The sequence below is a fragment of the Mycobacterium venezuelense genome (assembly GCF_054919535.1).
In genome coordinates this window covers 328,587-345,858 of sequence record NZ_JBONDW010000003.1, presented here as the reverse complement: position 1 = coordinate 345,858, position 17,272 = coordinate 328,587, and the positions used below count along the sequence as shown (strand labels likewise).

Here is a 17,272-nt window from a genome sequence, read left to right as displayed (position 1 = left end):
GTTCAGTTTGTCACTTGCCGAAGCGGCGGTGCCTCGCGGTGTAGTCACGCAGCGCGCGCAGGAAGTCGACGCGGCGGAATGCCGGCCAATACGCCTCGGTGAACCACATCTCCGAATAGGCGCTCTGCCACAACAGGAAACCAGACAGCCGCTGCTCGCCGGACGTGCGGATCACCAAGTCGGGATCGGGCTGCCCGGAGGTGTAGAGGTTCTCCGAGATGCCGTCGGCGGTGACGGATTCGATGAGTTGCTCAGCCGTGGCGCCGTTCGCGAGCTCCTTGGACAGCAGCGACCGGACCGCGTCGACGATCTCCTGGCGGCCGCCGTAGGCCACCGCGACGTTGACGTGGAACGATCCGGACGCCGTCGACGCCGTTCGTTCGGTGGCCTCCCTCAGGCGCCGGGCCGGCTCATCCCCCAACAACTCAAGATCGCCGACCGTGCGCACGCTCCATTTGTTGGCGGGCGCGCAGATCTCCTCGACGACATCGGTGATGATCTCGATCAGCGCGGACAGTTCCTCGGGATCACGCTGCAGGTTCTCCGTCGACAGCAGATACACCGTCGTCATCTCGATGCCTGCGGCCTGGCACCAGCGCAGCATCTCGGCGATCTTCGCCGCGCCCATCCGGTAGCCGATGCTGACGTCGTCGTGACCGGCATCACGCGCCCATCTCCGGTTGCCGTCGCACAGCACCGCGATATGGCGTGGCAGCTCGGATTTGGACCGCGCCAGCTCCTGGCGCAACCGCATCTCATAGAGCCGGTAGGCCGGTTCCTTGAGACGCGGGGGAATGATGTCCACGAGAATCCAGACTACTGTGATCGTCGGGGTGCCCCATGGCTGTTAATGGAGGTGACATGTCCGCGCCGATCGATGCCACCAAGCCCTACCGGTCCGCGGCGGTGCTGAACCGGCCCGCCGAAGATCTGCCGGAGGCAGTGGCCGAGGGTGTCGCACAGTTTCTCGGTAAGCCGCGAGCGCGCGGCTGGATTCACGTGTACTCGGCGGTCATCGCGTTCATCGCAGGTGCTGCGTTGGTGTCGGTGTCCTGGTCGGTGGAGTCGACGCGCGCCGGGCTGGCGACGCTGCTCTACACGTTCACGATCGTGGCGATGTTCGCGGTCAGTGGGACCTATCACCGGGTGAACTGGACATCGGCGAGCGCGCGCAAGTGGATGAAGCGGCTCGACCATTCGATGATCTTCATCTTCATCGCAGGCAGTTACACACCTTTCGCGCTGCTGGCACTCCCCGAATCCAAAGGCATGGTGCTGTTCTGGATCGTGTGGGGCGGTGCGATCGCGGGTGTGCTGCTCAAGATGTTCTGGCCGTCAGCACCACGCTGGCTCGGCGTGCCGCTCTACATCCTGCTGGGCTGGGTCGCGGCCTGGTTCATCGGACCGATCATGCACGGCGCCGGAGTGGCCGCCGTCGTGTTGCTGATCGTGGGCGGTGCGCTCTACAGCATCGGCGGCGTGCTCTATGCACTCAAATGGCCGAACCCGTGGCCGACGACCTTCGGCCATCACGAGTTCTTCCACGCCTGCACCGCGGTCGCGGCGATATGCCACTACATCGCGATGTGGTTCGCGGTCTTCTGAATTACAGCTGCTTGATGTCGGCCGGTGACCAGTAGGCCTTCATCGAGGTGATCTGACCGTCGGCGTCGAAGGTCATGACCTCGATGGGCTCGATGCGCATGGCGCCGCCGATGGTGATGGCGAACAGGAACGCAGCCTCGGTGCCGCCCGGGCGGAAGGTCAACAGCTCGGTGGAGATGCCGCCTGCCGCCTCGATGTTCTTGTAGAAGCCTTCAATGGCCTGCCTGCCGATGTGGACTTCGCCGCTGCCGACGGGATCTTCGAGTGTCGCGTCTTCGGCGTAGAGCGCCGCGATGTCGGCCGCGACACCTTTCGCGCAGGTGTCGAGGTAACGCTTGACGAAGGTTTCCAAGGCTGCCGCGTCGTGGCTCATGGCCGCGAGGCTACACGGCCACACCAAGTGCGGCAGCAAGTTCCCCGACGCCCGTGACGGGCAGATCGCACACTCGGCCCCGGCAGACGTAAGCGGCGTCCGCGCCGTCGACGCGGTCGCGGCCCATCAACAATTCCGACGAGTCGACCGGCCCGCCGACCACCACCGCCCCGCCGGGCGCCAGCGATCGCGCCGCGGCCAGAAGGTCCGAGGGCGGTTCGCAGGCCACGGCGATCTGGATGGGTCCGCGCACCGCGGCCTCGGCCACCGCGAGCCAATGCCCGGCCGAGCGCGCGGCCCGCGCCAGAATCGGGGTCGCGGAGGCCAAAGTCCTCTGTGCCGCATCGGCATACCGCTCCGAGGTCAGGTGCGCCGCCAGCTGCAGCGCCTCCGCGATCAACGACGCGCCGGCCGGGGTCGCCCCGTCGATCGGGTCGGCGGGCCGCACCATGAGTTTCTCGGCGTCGTCGGCGGTGTCGAACCAGCGTCCTGGCTGCTCGGGGTCGGCGAAATGTTCGAGCGCGACATCCAACAGCTGCACCGCCTCGGCCAGCCAGGACCCGGTCAGTTGATACAGCGTCAAGAGTGCGGTGGCCAACGCCGCGTGATCCTCCAGGATCGCCGCGCTTTCACCGACCTGACCGCCCAAGCTGGCCCGCCGCAACCGGCCGTCGACGACGTGCAGCTCCCACACCCGGCGCGCGCATTCCGCTGCGGCGTCGAGCAATTCGGGCCGATCGAGCGCGACCGAAGCCTCGGCCAACGCGGTGATGGCCAACCCGTTCCACGCGGTCACCACCTTGTCGTCGCGGCCGGGCTGGGGACGTGTGCCGCGCGCGGTCAACAGCCGCGCGCGCACGGATGCGAACCGGGACTCATCGCCGGGATCGGCGGGAAGCTGCAGAACCGACGAACCATGTTCGAATGTGCCGTCCGCGGTCACACCGAAAAGTGAAGCGGCCCAATCACCGTCGTCCCCACCGAGGATCTCCCGCAGCTCGCCGGGAGTCCACACGTAGGTCAGCCCTTCGCGGCCTGCGGCGTCGGCATCGAGCGACGACGTGAACATCCCGCCGACACCGAGTTCACGAGTCACGAAATCCGCTGTCTCCGAAGATATTCGGCGCGCCAACGGATCTCCGGTGCGGCGGGCCAGATGCGCGTAGGCCCGCAACAGCAGCGCATTGTCGTACAGCATCTTCTCGAAATGCGGTACCGCCCAATAGGCATCGACACTGTAGCGGGCGAATCCACCGGCCAGCTGGTCGTAGATGCCGCCGCGGGCCATCGCCGAGCAGGTGCGCTCGACCGCCCCGAGCGCATCGGGCGATCCCGTGCGCTCGTAGTGGCGCAGCAGCGCCTCCAACAACGCAGAAGGCGGGAACTTCGGCGCCCGGCCGAAGCCGCCGTGCACGGTGTCCTCATCGCGCAGCACATCCGCCACCGCGTGGTCGCACAACTCCGGCCCCACCGGTGCGCCGCCGCCGGGCAGCGAGGCTGCCATCGAGCGGAGCTCGGTCGTGATCTGGTCCGACGCCTGCTCGACCTCGTCTCGGCGGTCGCGCCAGGTTTCGCCGACCGCGGCGAGCAGTTGGAGAAAGTTCTGCTTCGGGTAATACGTGCCGCAGAAGAACGGGCGGCCGTCCGGCGTCAGAAAGCACGTCATGGGCCAGCCGCCCTGACCGGTCAGCGCGACCGTGGCATTCATGTACACCGCATCGAGGTCGGGGCGTTCTTCGCGGTCGACCTTGATGCAGACGAACCCGGCGTTCATCGCCGCGGCCACATCGGCGTCCTCGAACGACTCGTGCGCCATCACGTGGCACCAGTGGCATGCGGCGTAGCCGATCGACAGCAGAATCGGCACATCGCGCTGCGCGGCCTCAGCCAGCGCGTCGGCGGTCCATTCGCGCCAATGAACCGGGTTGTCGGCGTGCTGACGCAGATACGGGCTCGTGGACCTGCTCAGTCGGTTGGCCACACGTCCACAGTAGGCGTCAGCCCGAACCCTTCGCGGTTCCGTTCTCCGGTTCGGTTTCGGCCGTACCGTCCACGGTGCCCTCGTCGGCGGCCTGATCGGGTTCGGGGTGTTCGCGATCGAAGGATTCCGGGAGTTTGCGCAGATGCCGGTTCATCGACCACACCAGCGCGAACGTCCCGGCCAGCAGCAGCACCGTGATCAGCAGCCCGAAGGGTGCGGCCTTGCCGAACTCCGGTCCGGTGTTGCGGGGCTCCTCGGCCATCAGGGTGACCACGGCCGTCAGTGTCTCGATCATCTCTCAATCCCGGTGAACAAGTCGTCTTCCGGCAGAGTAACCGGCACACGCGAGCGGGCCAGCTCGAACTCCTCGGTCGGCCACAACCGCTGCTGCCATTCGATCGGCGCGTGGAAGAAGTCGCCTTTCGGGTCGATTTGTGTCGCGTGTGCCCGCAACGCATCGTCACGCAGGCTGAAGTACTGCGAGCATTCCACCCGGGTGGTCACCCGATTGGCGAACACGTCGTGTTCGGGGTCCCAGTGCTCGAGCCACTTCGCGAACGGTCCGGTCTGGCCGTTCTTGGCGAACTCGTCCTGCAACAGCTGCATGCGCTGCCGCAGGAAGCCGTGGTTGTAGTAGAGCTTGGAGACGCTCCACGGGTCGCCGGCGTCTGGGAAGCGCACGTGATCGGCGGCGGCCTCGTAGGCGGCAACCGAAACCTCGTGGCAGCGGATGTGGTCGGGGTGGGGGTAGCCGCCGTTCTCGTCGTACGTGGTCATCACATGGGGGCGGAACTCCCGGATCACGCGCACCAGGCGCTCGACCGGCTCGGCCAGCGGCACCAGTGCGAAGCAGCCATCCGGCAACGGCGGCAGCGGATCGCCCTCGGGCAGACCCGAGTCGACGAAGCCAAGCCAGTGATGCTCGACGCCGAGGATCTCGGCGGCCTTCGCCATCTCGTCGCGACGGACCTCGTGGATCCGGCCGTGCACCTCGGGCAGGTCCATCGCCGGATTCAGAATGTCTCCGCGCTCGCCGCCGGTCAGCGTCACGACCATGACGCGTGCACCCTCGGCCGCGTAGCGCGCGGTGGTCGCCGCACCCTTGCTGGACTCGTCGTCCGGGTGCGCATGCACCGCCATCAACCGCAGTTCACTCATTTCGTTCCATCTAACTACGGTGACCTCTTACCTAATTCCTGTACCCAAGCCGGTGGCTGTGCTGTCGGACCCTATAGTTCCAGTTCTGATGATCGAACGTCCCGCCGCCCGCTACGGATCGCAGCAACTGCCCCGGCGAACCCGCCGCTGGATCCTCATCGCGGTCGCTGCGCTCGTGGTGGTGGCAGGCGTCGTCGTCGCGGTCATCGCGTTCCAGCGGTTCGGCAGTGGTGACGTAAAAGGCGAGCTCACGGCCTACGAACTGATCGACGACGAAACCGTGCAGGTGACGATCGGGGTCACGCGGCCCGATCCGTCGCGGCCCGTGGTGTGCATCGTGCGGGCCCGCTCGATCGACGGCGGCGAGACCGGCAGGCGCGAGGTTCTGGTCGCGCCTTCCGATCAGCGGGTCGTGCAGGTGACCACCCAGGTGAAATCGACGCGTAAACCCGTCGTCGGCGACATCTACGGGTGCGGCACCGACGTGCCGTCGTACCTGGTGGCACCCTGATTCTGCGCGGCGCAACAAACGCCGAACAGCGAATACGTGAAGATCCGCTGTCCACGCGGTGGTACGATTGTGCGATACACGGTTCCTCGCTGGGGCCGTGTATTGCTGCATTAGCGCTCAGAAAAGCGCTTGCGCCCGCAGCAATACACGCGAATGCTCCCGGCCCGAAACTGAGCACTTTTCGCACGAAGGCGCGAGTGCACCGCGAGACATAGATGACAGGAGCGCGAAGACATGACCGACACTCAGGTCACCTGGCTCACCCAGGAGGCATTCGACCGGTTGAAGGCTGAGCTCGATCAGCTGATCGCCAACCGGCCGGTCATCGCCGCCGAGATCAACGACCGCCGCGAAGAGGGCGACCTCCGCGAGAACGGCGGCTATCACGCCGCCCGCGAGGAGCAGGGCCAGCAGGAGGCCCGCATCCGCCAGCTGCAGGAATTGCTCAACAACGCCAAGGTCGGCGAGGCTCCGAAGCAGTCCGGGGTGGCCCTGCCCGGCTCGGTCGTCAAGGTGTTCTACGACGACGACAAGAACGACACCGAGACCTTCCTGATCGCCACGCGCCAGGAGGGCATCAGCGACGGCAAACTCGAGGTCTACTCCCCCAACTCGCCGCTGGGCGGCGCGCTCATCGACGCGAAGGTCGGGGAATCCCGCACCTACACGGTGCCCAATGGCAACACCGTCAAGGTCACGTTGGTGAGCGCCGAGCCGTACCACGCCTGACGCCGGGCGCGCGGGCGCAAGCACTACAGTCGGGGCAATGGCGCAAATCGCCGAAGATCTGTTTTTGCTGTTGCTGGACAACGCGTCCGCTCAGCCCGGGCTGGATCGGCGTCGCCGGGAACGGGTCCTGAGCGCCGCAGTGCTGCTGGATCTGGCCTACTCGTGCCGGATCCGCCCCGCGATGGCCGGTGAGCCCGTGGAGGCCGGCCAGTTGATCGCGCTTGCCGGCAACTGGCCGCCCGACCCGGTCGCCGACCCGGCTTTTCAGTTGTTGCAGCGGCGGCCGCTGTCGGCGCACGCCGCCCTGGGCAAACTGAGCAAGCACGTCCAGCCCAGCCTCGAGTCGTTTCTCGAAACGGCCGGGCAGATTCGCCGGGTCCGCATACCGGGCAAAGGCTTTCCGGGCCGCAGCGTCTATTGCTGGCCGCTCACGAACCGTGAGCGGGTCAGTCAGGCGCGCGCGGCACTGCTGGCCGCGCTGTTCGACGGGACGACCCCGGGCCCGCCCGTCGCGGCGATCATCTGCCTGCTGCACGCGGTCGACGGTCTCGGGGCGGTGCTGAGCCTCAACGAGCGCGGCTGGCGCTGGGTCCACGCGCGGGCCACCGAGATCTCGACCGGCAGTTGGGTCGACGACAGCGCGACCGCACTGCCCGAGATGAACCTTGCCGTGACGACGTCGACGCTGCGCCCGGCGCTGATGTAGGCGGTCAGCCCGTCGACAGCGCCTGCTCGATGTCGGCGAGCAGATCGGCGGCATGCTCGATACCGACCGACAGGCGCACCAGGTCGTCAGGCACCTCGAGTTGAGAACCCGCGGTCGACGCATGGGTCATCGCGCCCGGGTACTCGATCAACGACTCCACCCCGCCGAGCGATTCAGCGAGGATGAAAAGCTCGGTACGCGAGCACAACTCACGCGCGGCACGCTGTCCGCCCCGCAGCCGCACCGACACCATGCCACCGAACCCGGTCATCTGCCTGGCCGCCACGTTGTGGTTGGGGTGGCTGGCCAGACCCGGGTACAGCACAGTCTCGACCGCCGGATGCCCCTCGAGGAATTCGGCTATCAGAGCGGCGTTTTCGCTGTGCTGACGCATCCGCAGCACGAGCGTCTTGAGCCCCCGCATGGTCAGGTAGGCGTCGAAGGGGCCGGGCACGGCACCGGCGCCGTTCTGCAGGAACGCGAACGCCGCATCGAGTTCCTCGTCATTGGTCAGCAGGGCACCGCCCACCACATCGGAATGCCCGCCGATGTACTTGGTGGTGGAATGCAGCACGATGTCGGCACCGTGCAAAAGCGGCTGCTGCAACGCGGGCGACGCGAATGTGTTGTCCACCAACACTTTCACGCCCGATGTCGAGGCGATCTGCACGATCCCCGAGATGTCGGCGACGGTCAGCAGCGGATTGGTCGGGGTCTCCACCCAGATCATGCGGGTCCGCGAGGTCAGCGCCGAGCGCACCGCATCGAGATCCGACAGCGGTACCGGCGTGTGGGTGATGCCCCACTGCGAGAACACCTTGTCGATGAGCCGGAACGTGCCGCCGTAGGCGTCGTTGGGTATCACCACATGGTCGCCGGGGCGCAACACCGCACGCAGCGCACAGTCCGTGGCGGCCATACCCGACGCGAACGCACGCCCATAGGCGGCCTCCTCGACCGCGGCGAGGGCGGCTTCCAGCGCCTGGCGGGTCGGATTGCCGGTGCGGGCGTACTCGAACCCACCGCGCAGCCCGCCGACGCCGTCCTGCGCGAACGTCGAGCTGGCGTAGATGGGGGTGTTGACGGCCCCGGTGCCCGGGTCGGGCCGGTAGCCGGCGTGGATGGCTTTCGTGGCGAGGCCGTGCCACTTGCGCTGTTCACTCATAACGCTTCGAGCCTATCGGGAACGTTTCAGCGCATCCCGCTGGCCGGTGGATAGGGCGGGAATTGCGGATACTGCGGCGGCACCCGCACACACACCGTGGACACCATCTTGTCGGCGATGGTCTGGCGCTTGGGATCCCACAGTGGGAACAAGTAGCCGATGTAGCAGATCAAGCTGTCGATACCGTGGGCGAGCTGGCGCACCAACGACATGCCGAAACCGATGGGTTGGCCGGTCTTTTCGCTGACCACCTTGAACTTCATCACCTGCTTGCCGATGCTCTGACCGGTGCGGCCCTGCCGATAGCCGTAGTTCCAGATCATGTAGGCGAGCGGCAGCGCCGCGACGACAACCATCACCGCGATCATGAGGACGACCCCGAACATCGAAGGCTCGTCTCGGCAGACATCGCCGACACAGTTTTGTTCCGGGAAGGCGAGCACCACCAACGAACTGCCGAGCATTGCCGCGTAACCGACGCCGAAGATCAGGGCGACCGGCAACTGGTCGATGAGGAATGCCAGGACTCGGTCGGCCCACGGGGTGTACGTCTCGGGGTTGGGCCCCGGCGGGTAATACCCGGCCTGCGGTTGGTAAGTCTGCTGCGGCGCACCGTAGTACGGCTGGCTGTACCCGGGCTCAGGACCGTAGCCAGTGCCCGGCGGCGGTTGCGTCATGGTCTGATCATGTCACGCAGCACAGCGCCCACGGTGCAGAGCTTTCGGCCCTGCGCCGTGGGCGCCGTGACGTGAGTGCGTATTACGGGGTGAGCGGAGCTACCGGACCACCGGTGAGCTTGCGGAAGGCGTACACCGTGATGAGCGAGATCACCGGGTAGGCGACGAGCAGGCCGACAAGGCACGCCAGGACACCGACGATGGCGATCGCGATCGTGACGAGCCAGGTCAGTGCGACGGGTCCGAAGTTGGCCTTGGCGATGTTGAAGCTCGTGGTGATGGCCTCGATGCCCGACACGTTGCGATCGAGCACGGCAACGGTGGTGAACATCAACATGATCAGCGCGATGATGCCAGGGATGACACACAGGAAAAGGCCGATGCCGACGATGATGCCCGACACGACCGACGCGATGATGACGTTGCCGACGTTGCGCGGCTTGAAGAACGACCCGATCGTCACCGGCGCCCCGTTGGCGATGTCGAGCATGCCGCCGACATACGCGGACTGAATCACCGCCATGACCACCAGCATCACCAGACCGCCGATGATCGAGACGACGATGCCGCCGGCTCCCATCGAATAGCTCGCCGAGTAGCCGTAATCGCCGTACGACGAGCTCTCGGTCGTGGCGAACGAACTCGAGATCAGCTGGATGATGCCTTGCAGGGCACCGTAGATCAGCCCGAACACGAGCGTCGGCACGAGCAGCTCGGCCGGGTGCTTGGTGAACTTGTTCCAGGCCCACGAGAACGCCTCGCCCACACTGTAAGCCGCACCGGGACCGAATCCCGGGCCGCCGGCCTGCGGGTAGCCGCCAGGCTGTCCGTAACCGCCGGGCGGAGGCGGATAGCCACCTGGTGCCCCGGGCGGAGGCGGCGGCGGGTAGCTGCCGTGCTGCGGCGGCGGAGGCGGCGGATAACCCCCGCCGGGCGGCGGTGGCGGGTAACCACCCTGCTGCGGGGGCGGCGGATAGCCGCCGGGCGGCGGAGGCGGCGGATACCCACCCTCAGGGGGCGGTGGGTAATTACCGGGAGGCGGCGGTTGATCAGTCACGTTGAAAGCTCTCCTCATCTCGGATTGCGACCGCAACACGGCCGCGACTTGCTGCCAGCACCTAGATGTTGCGCGAGCGGAACGGCTCAACAGGCAGATTACGCACCGCCGACCCCTTTTGACACGACCACATGCTTGCTCAGAAGGTGCGTCGTATCCGGGGATGGTGGTCGTCGGCCGGTCATGGATGCCTTCCGGTATTGAGTTTGCTGGCCCTGAGCCAGCTCACCTTACCTGAGAAGTCGCTGATAGCAGCGGATTCCACGCGATGTTCACAGCGCGGAAGTACATCCTTAGCATTTTTCCGCGGTGTTCGTTACCGACGGGCGCTGCCCTCCGAGAGGAATCCCAGCAGGTCGTGTCGGGTCAGCACGCCAACGGGTTTGCCGTCCTCGACCACCATGACCGCGTCGCACTCCCGCAGCGTCTTGGCTGCGGTGCTCACGAGCTCGCCTGCGCCGATCAGCGGCAACGGCGGGCTCATGTGCTCGGCCACCGCGTCGGCGAGTTTCGCCCGGCCCTCGAACACCGCGGAGAGTAATTCGCGCTCGGACACGCTGCCCGCGACTTCGCCGGCCATCACCGGCGGTTCGGCACCGACCACCGGCATCTGGGACACGCCGTACTCGCGAAGGATGCCGATCGCGTCGCGCACGGTTTCCGAAGGATGGGTGTGCACGAGGTCGGGCAGGGCGCCCGACTTGCCGCGCAACACGTCACCGACCGTCGGCTGCTGGATCGAACCGTCCAGCCGGTTGCGCAGGAATCCGTACGACGACATCCATGCGTCGTTGAAAATCTTTGAGAGATAACCACGTCCGCCGTCCGGCAGCAGTACGACCACAAGGGCGTCGGGCCCCGCCTTCTTCGCCACCTCGACGGCGGCCACGACCGCCATGCCGCACGAGCCGCCCACCAGGAGGGCCTCTTCGCGGGCCAGCCGACGCGTCATGTCGAAGGAGTCGGCGTCGGAGACCGCGATGATCTCGTCGGGAACCGCGGGGTCGTAGGCCGACGGCCAGAAGTCCTCCCCCACCCCCTCGACGAGGTAGGGACGGCCCGTTCCACCCGAGTACACCGAACCCTCCGGGTCGGCGCCGATGATTCGCACCTTCCCGTCGGAGACCTCTTTGAGGTAGCGCCCCGCGCCCGTGATCGTGCCGCCGGTGCCGACACCTGCGACGAAGTGCGTCGCCTGGCCGTCGGTATCTGCCCAGATCTCCGGGCCCGTCGTCTCGTAGTGCGACTCCGGCCCCATCGGGTTGGAGTACTGGTCGGGTTTCCAGGCGCCCTCGATCTCGGTTACGAGGCGGTTGGAGACGCTGTAGTAGCTGTCGGGATGGTCGGGCGGCACCGCCGTCGGGCACACCACGACCTCGGCGCCGTACGCGCGCAACACATTCCGCTTGTCCTCGCTGACCTTGTCAGGGCAGACGAAGACGCATTTGTAGCCACGCTGCTGGGCCACCAGGGCCAGGCCCACGCCGGTGTTGCCCGAGGTCGGCTCGACGATCGTGCCGCCCGGTTTGAGTTCGCCGCTGGCCTCGGCGGCGTCGATCATCTTGACCGCGATGCGGTCTTTGGCGCTGCCACCCGGGTTGAGGTATTCGATCTTGGCGACAACCCGGCCTGCGCCTTCTGGGACAACGGAGTTCAGCTCTACCAAAGGGGTGTTGCCGATGAGCTCACTGACGTGGCGGGCTATGCGCATATGTCCATCGTCTCAGGCCCGCGTTCGGCCTACCAGGTGGCCTCTCGAATGTACTCACCGATCTGGCGCAATGAGCGCTTGGCTTCGGGCACCATCGGGCCGGCGATCTGGAAGACATGCATCTGACCGGGCCAAACGCGAACCTCGACCGCCACGCCGGCAGCAGCCAGCAGGTGGGCCGCTTTACGCGCATCGCTGATCAGAACCTCGGAACCGGACACGTGGATCAGAGTTCGGGGCAATCCCGGCTCGACGTGGTCGAGCGGCTCGTAGATCTCCTCGCCCTTGCGCGCGGCCGCGGCCCCCACCAGTTCGACCAGCGCGTCGAACGCCTTGGCCGGGAACATCGCGTCACGGCGGATGTTCGGGTGGTTCGCGCGGGTCCGGTTGTCGACCTCGAACAACGGCGACATGGTGACCAGAGCGGCAGGTGATTCGCCTTCGTCGAGCAGCCGTTCGGCCAGCGCAAGACCCAGATAGCCGCCCGCGGAGTCGCCGGCGATCACGATCTGATCCGGCTCATAGCCGGTGAGCCGCAGCCAGCGGTAGGCGTCGTAGCAGTCGTCGACAGCTGTGCCGACGGAGTGCTTCGGGACCATGCGGTAGTCCACGACAAGGACCGGGCTGTCGGCGTACTCCGAGAGCGCCGTCACGATTCCCGAGTGCGTGTTGGCGCCGCAGACCAGGAACGCGCCGCCGTGCAGGTACAGGATCACGCTGCGCTTGCCGTCCGCGGGCAGCACACCCGCGGCCCGCACGAGCTGCGCCGTGCAGTTCGGCAGCGAGATGGTCGCCTTGATGGTCCCGGGAACCGGACGGAGGAGACGCGCCGCGAAGTTCACGACTCCGAACGGCCACGGCAGATGCGGCACATGGCTACCGATTGCCAGGGTCGGACGGATTGTCAGCATGGCCGCCAGCGAAGCGAGTCGGCCGCCGATGCTCGTGCCGTCCTCCACGACCTCGACGGGGGTCGAGTCGCTGACCGGATACCTGCGCCCGCGATACGCTCCAGCTGGGCTTATGCCAGCATGATGAGACCTGGATACCTTACTCGGTGCGGTCATCGCCACCACTTCCTACGCCTTTGTAGTGCTCGGTGTGCAAAGTCACTCAGACAACCCGGGTAACTTAGCTTGACATCCATAAGCTGTTCAACAATCAAATAGATTGTTTTGATACCGCAGTTGATACCGCACCGTGATCGCAGATCCGGCTCGCCACGCGGAGAACCCTCTACTTCGCCCCTAAAATGGGCCGCGTGGGCATACGCACTCCGCGTCGGTCAACTGTCGCTCTGGTGGCCGCGGCCACGCTCGCGTCTACCGGCTCCGCATATATCGGGGCGCGCAACCTGCTATCCGGCCAGGCTGACAAGGCCCGCCAGGTCATTCCGAAGTCCTGGGACATCCCACCCCGCGCCGACGGCGTGTATTCGCCTGGTGGCGGTCCCGTAGAACGCTGGGAACGCGGCGTCCCGTTCGACGTGCACCTGATGATCTTCGGTGACTCGACCGCCACCGGCTACGGCTGCCACGTGGCCGACGAGGTGCCCGGCGTGCTCTTGGCGCGTGGTGTCGCCGAACAGCTCGGCAAGCGAATCCGTCTGAGCACCAAGGCGATTGTCGGCGCCACGTCGATGGGGCTGTCGGGCCAGATCGATGCGATGTTCGTGGCGGGGCCGCCGCCGGACGCCGCGGTCATCATGATCGGGGCCAACGACATCACCAGGCCTAACGGCATCGGGGCGTCGGCGCGCAGGCTGGGCGCCGCGGTACGCCGACTGCGGTCGGCGGGTGCGGTCGTCGTGGTCGGCACCTGCCCGGATTTCGGCGTGATCACCGCGATCCCCCAGCCGCTGCGCTGGTACACCCGTGGTCGCGGGTTGCGCCTCGCGCGGGCCCAGGCCAATGTCGTACGCGCCGCCGGTGGCGTGCCCGTCCCGTTCTCCGACCTGCTGGCACCCGAGTTCTACAAAGCACCTGAGCTGCTCTTCTCCGACGACATGTTCCACCCGTCGGCGGCCGGATACGCACTCGCCGCAAAACAGCTGCTGCCTGCGCTGTGTAATGCGTTGGGCGAGTGGGACGGTGACGCGGCGCTCGAAACCGGCGCCGCCGATACCAGCACGTTGCTGACGCGGCTCGGCAGCATGAGCAGGCTGTGGCGGCGCTCGACCGGGGTGCCCGCGCCGGTCGTGGTGTCTGCGGGCTAGGTTCTAGCTAGCTACTCGATATAGGAGCCCGTCATGCCTGAAGCCGTCATCGTCGCCACTGCCCGCTCGCCGATCGGCCGGGCCAACAAGGGATCGCTGGTCGATATGCGACCCGACGACCTCGCCGCCCAGATGGTCAAAGCCGTCCTGGACAAGGTGCCCGCGCTCGATCCACGCGGCATCGACGACCTCATCATGGGCTGCGGTCAGCCCGGCGGCGAGTCCGGATTCAACATCGGCCGCGCCGTCGCGGTGCAGCTGGGTTACGACTTCCTGCCCGGCACCACCGTCAACCGCTACTGTTCGTCGTCGCTGCAGACCACCCGCATGGCGTTCCACGCGATCAAGGCCGGTGAGGGCCACGCGTTCATCTCGGCAGGCGTCGAGACCGTGTCGCGGTTCGCCAAGGGCAACGCCGACGGCTGGCCCGACACCAAGAACCCGGTGTACGCCGACGCCATGGCCCGCAGTGACCAGGCCGCCGCGGGCGCCGAGGAATGGCACGATCCCCGCGAAGACGGCCTGGTCCCCGACGTCTACATCGCCATGGGCCAGACCGCCGAGAACGTCGCACTGCACACCGGCATCAGCCGCGAGGACCAGGATCACTGGGGCGTGCGCTCGCAGAACCGTGCCGAAGAGGCCATCAACAACGGCTTTTTCGAGCGCGAGATCGTTCCGGTGACCCTGCCCGACGGCACAGTCGTGTCGAAGGACGACGGCCCGCGTGCCGGCACCACCTACGAGAAGATCAGCCAGCTCAAGCCGGTGTTCCGCCCCAACGGCACCATCACCGCGGGCAACGCCTGCCCGCTCAACGACGGTGCTGCCGCGCTCGTGGTGATGAGCGACGAGCGGGCCCGCGACCTCGGCCTGACTCCGCTTGCGCGCATCGTCTCGACCGGCGTCTCTGGCCTGTCCCCCGAAATCATGGGCCTGGGCCCCATCGAAGCCGTCAAGAAGGCGCTTGCCAACGCGGGCATGACAATTGGCGACATCGACCTCTACGAGATCAATGAGGCGTTCGCGGTGCAGGTGCTCGGCTCAGCTCGCGCACTCGGCATGGACGAGGACAAGCTCAACGTCTCCGGTGGTGCGATCGCCCTCGGCCACCCATTCGGCATGACCGGCGCCCGCATCACCGCCACGCTGCTCAACAACCTGCAGACCCACGACAAGACCTTCGGCATCGAAACGATGTGTGTCGGTGGCGGCCAGGGTATGGCGATGGTTGTGGAGCGCCTTTCGTAGTTCGTCTTCGGCGAGCGTGCACTCAGATCGCTCAGTCACGCAATTTTGCGATCTGAGTGCACCGTCGCGGTCCACGCTCGCGCCACACGCCGAAGCACGTCAACTTCCCTGTGCCGCTTGGCAACCCTGACTATCGTCCACCCGAGTTCATCGAGATCCTCTGAGCGGATGATGTCGTGCGCGAACTGTACCGGGTCACGACGATGGTGATCACCGTCGTACTCGACGGCCAACTTGTGTTCTTCCCATCCCATGTCCAGGTAGTACCGCCTGCAGCCGTCGACGCTCAGCACCGGTATCTGCGTCGTCGGTCGCGGATAACCATCGCGAATCAACAACAAGCGCAGCCAGGTCTCCTTCGGCGACTGGGCGCCGGGGTCGTAAAAGCCCAGTGCCCTAACCAATTGCCGCACTCCTCGCGCGCCGCGATGCCGTTCAGTCGCTAATGCCAACACATCGTCGACACGGAATCGCGTCGCATGTCCTAGGGCGTCGAGATTCGCGACCGCGTCGTCAAGACGGCCCCGGCGGCCGAGGTCGAAAGCGGTTCGCTCGGGCGTGGTCAGCGGGAGTGCACGGCACTCGGTGACTTCATCGGCTGCCAGATCGCCCAACTTGTGCGTGATGATGCCGTGTGGAGGCCTGCGGTTCGGCCAAATCAGCTCGATCGGGAGAGAGTCATCGACGTAATCGGCGCCGTGCAGTGCCGAGGCTGATAGTCCCGCTATCACTCCCTCACGACGAGACCACAACCAAGCGGCGATCGCGCGGTGGCGAGTCGTCATCTCGGCGTCACGGCTTGTGTACACGTCGGGGAACACCCTGACGAACGGTCCACGGGAACTGCGTAATTGGTGCTTTCCCACCAGGCCGGCTGCGACGGCCTCGCTGCCGACGAATGGGATGCGCACCGCACCATCGTGCTGCACCGAAGGTGGTCGGAGCTCATGGGTTTTCGCGATCTGGGGATGGAACGCCGAGTGTGGATAACTCTGCCTCGACGAGCTTGCACTCAGCGCGAGTTTCCCCGAAGATTCGCGATCTGTGTGCACCGTCGGCACTCAACCCATATGAAAAAGGCGCCCGCAATCGCGGACGCCTTTCTCGGGGTAGGGCTGCTAGTCGTTGTTGAAGTAAGACAGCAGCCGGAGGATCTCGATGTACAGCCACACCAGGGTGACGGTCAGGCCGAGGGCGACACCCCATGCGGCCTTCTCCGGCGCACCGGCACGGATCATCTGGTCAGCGGCATCGAAGTCGAGCAGGAAGCTGAACGCTGCCAGGCCGATGCACACGAGCGAGAAAATGATCGCGATCGGGCCACCGTCGCGCAGCGGGCCCGCGCCGTCGGTGAACAGTGCGAACACGAAGTTGCCGAGGGCGAGGACGACGACGCCGATCATGCCGGCGATCAGCATGCGGGTGAACTTCGGCGTGACGCGGATGGCGCCGGTCTTGTAGACGACGAGCATGCCGAAGAACACGCCGAAGGTGCCGAGGACGGCCTGGCTGATCAGCCCGCCCGCGCTGGCGCCCTGGATGTTGAAGGTCAGCAGGAACGACACCGCGCCGAGGAACAGACCCTCAAGAGCGGCGTAGCTCAGCACGATCGCCGGGTTGTCCTGCTTGCGGCCGAAGGTCGCGATCAGGACGAGCACGAGGCCGCCGATGCCACCGATGAGGGTGAACGGCCCGGCCAGTGCCATGTTGCCGGACACCAGGAAGTAGGAGACGGCGGCGACGATCGACAGCACGCCCAGCGTGACGCCGGTCTTGGTGACGACGTCATCGATGGTCAGCGGCCGCGAAACGCCGGTCTGCTGCTGGTCGAGGTACTCAGGTGCATACTGCTGTGCGTGCACCTGCTGCGCACCGAAGCCGGCGGCTCCGGTACCGAATTGTGCGTATCCGCCCTGCGTCTTCGGCAGGCTGCGGAATACCGGGTTGCTGGTCTCGCGCACCGTCGGGTTCCTCTCTTATGAGACGTGTTCGGTTAAGAACTACGGGTTCAACGATCAATGATCCCGAGCGGTTCCCGTCGACGCCAGATATCTCTCAGGAAACTTCCAGGTTTGATCTTGAGGCAAACCCTACCCGGCGCGCGCGACCGGTGGGCATCGAACTAGATTGCAA

18 protein-coding genes are annotated in these 17,272 nt (G+C 66.2%); 6 read left to right on the top strand and 12 right to left on the bottom strand.

Translation table 11 applies throughout. The features are described from left to right. Positions 1 to 10: 10 nt before the first annotated feature. Positions 11 to 805: a (2Z,6E)-farnesyl diphosphate synthase gene (locus ACRCUN_RS06915; RefSeq protein ID WP_462140887.1), complete on the bottom strand. Its 795-nt coding sequence runs from the start codon at positions 803 to 805 to the stop codon at positions 11 to 13. A 56-nt stretch (positions 806 to 861) separates the two neighbouring features. On the opposite strand from ACRCUN_RS06915, the gene trhA reads away from it, so the two are divergent. After that, positions 862 to 1,605, top strand: coding sequence for a PAQR family membrane homeostasis protein TrhA (gene trhA / locus ACRCUN_RS06910; protein ID WP_462140886.1), 744 nt, complete (start codon positions 862 to 864; stop codon positions 1,603 to 1,605). Position 1,606: 1 nt separating this feature from the next. Here the strand turns inward: trhA and ACRCUN_RS06905 are convergent, their stop codons facing one another. The 4 genes from ACRCUN_RS06905 to mca are packed head-to-tail and all read right to left on the bottom strand — an operon-like array spanning position 1,607 to position 5,117. Next, the gene (locus tag ACRCUN_RS06905; RefSeq protein ID WP_462140885.1) at positions 1,607 to 1,978 is read right to left on the bottom strand and encodes a nuclear transport factor 2 family protein; all 372 of its coding nucleotides are present in this window, start codon (positions 1,976 to 1,978) and stop codon (positions 1,607 to 1,609) included. Positions 1,979 to 1,988: 10 nt separating this feature from the next. After that, the gene (locus ACRCUN_RS06900) at positions 1,989 to 3,959 is read right to left on the bottom strand and encodes a thioredoxin domain-containing protein (protein ID WP_462140884.1); all 1,971 of its coding nucleotides are present in this window, start codon (positions 3,957 to 3,959) and stop codon (positions 1,989 to 1,991) included. Positions 3,960 to 3,975: 16 nt separating this feature from the next. Then, a complete protein-coding gene (locus tag ACRCUN_RS06895; protein ID WP_462140883.1) occupies positions 3,976 to 4,254 on the bottom strand; it encodes a hypothetical protein in 279 nt (92 codons plus the stop codon). Beyond that, positions 4,251 to 5,117 carry a mycothiol conjugate amidase Mca gene (mca, locus tag ACRCUN_RS06890; protein ID WP_462140882.1) on the bottom strand — a complete coding sequence of 289 codons (867 nt, stop codon included), beginning with the start codon at positions 5,115 to 5,117 and terminating at the stop codon, positions 4,251 to 4,253. Before mca ends, ACRCUN_RS06895 begins: the two co-directional genes overlap by 4 nt. An 88-nt stretch (positions 5,118 to 5,205) precedes the next feature. Here mca and ACRCUN_RS06885 point away from each other — a divergent pair, with 88 nt between their 5' ends. The 3 genes from ACRCUN_RS06885 (at position 5,206) to ACRCUN_RS06875 (ending at position 7,063) form a co-directional block, all read left to right on the top strand. After that, positions 5,206 to 5,628 carry a DUF4307 domain-containing protein gene (locus ACRCUN_RS06885; RefSeq protein ID WP_462140881.1) on the top strand — a complete coding sequence of 141 codons (423 nt, stop codon included), beginning with the start codon at positions 5,206 to 5,208 and terminating at the stop codon, positions 5,626 to 5,628. A 234-nt stretch (positions 5,629 to 5,862) separates the two neighbouring features. Continuing rightward, the gene (greA, locus tag ACRCUN_RS06880; RefSeq protein WP_462140880.1) at positions 5,863 to 6,357 is read left to right on the top strand and encodes a transcription elongation factor GreA; all 495 of its coding nucleotides are present in this window, start codon (positions 5,863 to 5,865) and stop codon (positions 6,355 to 6,357) included. A 37-nt stretch (positions 6,358 to 6,394) separates the two neighbouring features. Then, the gene (locus ACRCUN_RS06875) at positions 6,395 to 7,063 is read left to right on the top strand and encodes a GOLPH3/VPS74 family protein (protein WP_462140879.1); all 669 of its coding nucleotides are present in this window, start codon (positions 6,395 to 6,397) and stop codon (positions 7,061 to 7,063) included. Positions 7,064 to 7,067: 4 nt separating this feature from the next. Here the strand turns inward: ACRCUN_RS06875 and ACRCUN_RS06870 are convergent, their stop codons facing one another. From ACRCUN_RS06870 to ACRCUN_RS06850, 5 genes are all read right to left on the bottom strand, one after another. Beyond that, positions 7,068 to 8,228, bottom strand: coding sequence for a cystathionine gamma-synthase (locus tag ACRCUN_RS06870; RefSeq protein WP_462140878.1), 1,161 nt, complete (start codon positions 8,226 to 8,228; stop codon positions 7,068 to 7,070). 26 nt (positions 8,229 to 8,254) lie between these two features. Then, a complete protein-coding gene (locus ACRCUN_RS06865) occupies positions 8,255 to 8,905 on the bottom strand; it encodes an Rv1078 family RDD domain-containing protein (protein WP_462140877.1) in 651 nt (216 codons plus the stop codon). Positions 8,906 to 8,987: 82 nt separating this feature from the next. Then, a complete protein-coding gene (locus ACRCUN_RS06860; RefSeq protein ID WP_462140876.1) occupies positions 8,988 to 9,962 on the bottom strand; it encodes a DUF2189 domain-containing protein in 975 nt (324 codons plus the stop codon). Between the two features lie 316 nt (positions 9,963 to 10,278). After that, positions 10,279 to 11,673, bottom strand: coding sequence for a cystathionine beta-synthase (locus ACRCUN_RS06855; RefSeq protein WP_462140875.1), 1,395 nt, complete (start codon positions 11,671 to 11,673; stop codon positions 10,279 to 10,281). A gap of 29 nt (positions 11,674 to 11,702) precedes the next feature. Continuing rightward, positions 11,703 to 12,740 carry an alpha/beta hydrolase gene (locus ACRCUN_RS06850; protein WP_462140874.1) on the bottom strand — a complete coding sequence of 346 codons (1,038 nt, stop codon included), beginning with the start codon at positions 12,738 to 12,740 and terminating at the stop codon, positions 11,703 to 11,705. A 185-nt stretch (positions 12,741 to 12,925) separates the two neighbouring features. On the opposite strand from ACRCUN_RS06850, the gene ACRCUN_RS06845 reads away from it, so the two are divergent. Next, positions 12,926 to 13,888 (top strand): SGNH/GDSL hydrolase family protein, encoded by a 963-nt coding sequence (locus tag ACRCUN_RS06845; RefSeq protein WP_462140873.1) that lies wholly within the window; start codon positions 12,926 to 12,928, stop codon positions 13,886 to 13,888. A gap of 33 nt (positions 13,889 to 13,921) precedes the next feature. Then, positions 13,922 to 15,139, top strand: a complete 1,218-nt coding sequence (locus ACRCUN_RS06840; protein ID WP_462140872.1) for an acetyl-CoA C-acetyltransferase — start codon at positions 13,922 to 13,924, stop codon at positions 15,137 to 15,139. Between the two features lie 35 nt (positions 15,140 to 15,174). Here ACRCUN_RS06840 and ACRCUN_RS06835 read toward each other — a convergent pair whose 3' ends face one another. Together ACRCUN_RS06835 and ACRCUN_RS06830 are read right to left on the bottom strand one after the other, a co-directional pair. Further along, positions 15,175 to 16,050, bottom strand: a complete 876-nt coding sequence (locus ACRCUN_RS06835; RefSeq protein WP_462140871.1) for a DUF559 domain-containing protein — start codon at positions 16,048 to 16,050, stop codon at positions 15,175 to 15,177. Positions 16,051 to 16,257: 207 nt separating this feature from the next. Further along, complete coding sequence (locus tag ACRCUN_RS06830) at positions 16,258 to 17,100, bottom strand: Bax inhibitor-1/YccA family protein (protein ID WP_462140870.1); 843 nt, start codon at positions 17,098 to 17,100, stop codon at positions 16,258 to 16,260. Positions 17,101 to 17,272: the final 172 nt, after the last annotated feature.

Bases quoted from the DNA above. Each gene is read 5' to 3' on its own strand.
- ACRCUN_RS06875 (WP_462140879.1), top strand. From the start codon at position 6,395: ATGGCGCAAATCGCCGAAGATCTGTTTTTGCTGTTGCTGGACAACGCG.
- trhA (WP_462140886.1), top strand. From the start codon at position 862: ATGTCCGCGCCGATCGATGCCACCAAGCCCTACCGGTCCGCGGCGGTG.
- ACRCUN_RS06865 (WP_462140877.1), bottom strand. From the start codon at position 8,905: ATGACGCAACCGCCGCCGGGCACTGGCTACGGTCCTGAGCCCGGGTAC.
- ACRCUN_RS06870 (WP_462140878.1), bottom strand. From the start codon at position 8,228: ATGAGTGAACAGCGCAAGTGGCACGGCCTCGCCACGAAAGCCATCCAC.
- ACRCUN_RS06840 (WP_462140872.1), top strand. From the start codon at position 13,922: ATGCCTGAAGCCGTCATCGTCGCCACTGCCCGCTCGCCGATCGGCCGG.
- ACRCUN_RS06905 (WP_462140885.1), bottom strand. From the start codon at position 1,978: ATGAGCCACGACGCGGCAGCCTTGGAAACCTTCGTCAAGCGTTACCTC.
- ACRCUN_RS06845 (WP_462140873.1), top strand. From the start codon at position 12,926: ATGGGCCGCGTGGGCATACGCACTCCGCGTCGGTCAACTGTCGCTCTG.
- ACRCUN_RS06895 (WP_462140883.1), bottom strand. From the start codon at position 4,254: ATGATCGAGACACTGACGGCCGTGGTCACCCTGATGGCCGAGGAGCCC.
- mca (WP_462140882.1), bottom strand. From the start codon at position 5,117: ATGAGTGAACTGCGGTTGATGGCGGTGCATGCGCACCCGGACGACGAG.
- greA (WP_462140880.1), top strand. From the start codon at position 5,863: ATGACCGACACTCAGGTCACCTGGCTCACCCAGGAGGCATTCGACCGG.
- ACRCUN_RS06855 (WP_462140875.1), bottom strand. From the start codon at position 11,673: ATGCGCATAGCCCGCCACGTCAGTGAGCTCATCGGCAACACCCCTTTG.
- ACRCUN_RS06850 (WP_462140874.1), bottom strand. From the start codon at position 12,740: ATGACCGCACCGAGTAAGGTATCCAGGTCTCATCATGCTGGCATAAGC.
- ACRCUN_RS06885 (WP_462140881.1), top strand. From the start codon at position 5,206: ATGATCGAACGTCCCGCCGCCCGCTACGGATCGCAGCAACTGCCCCGG.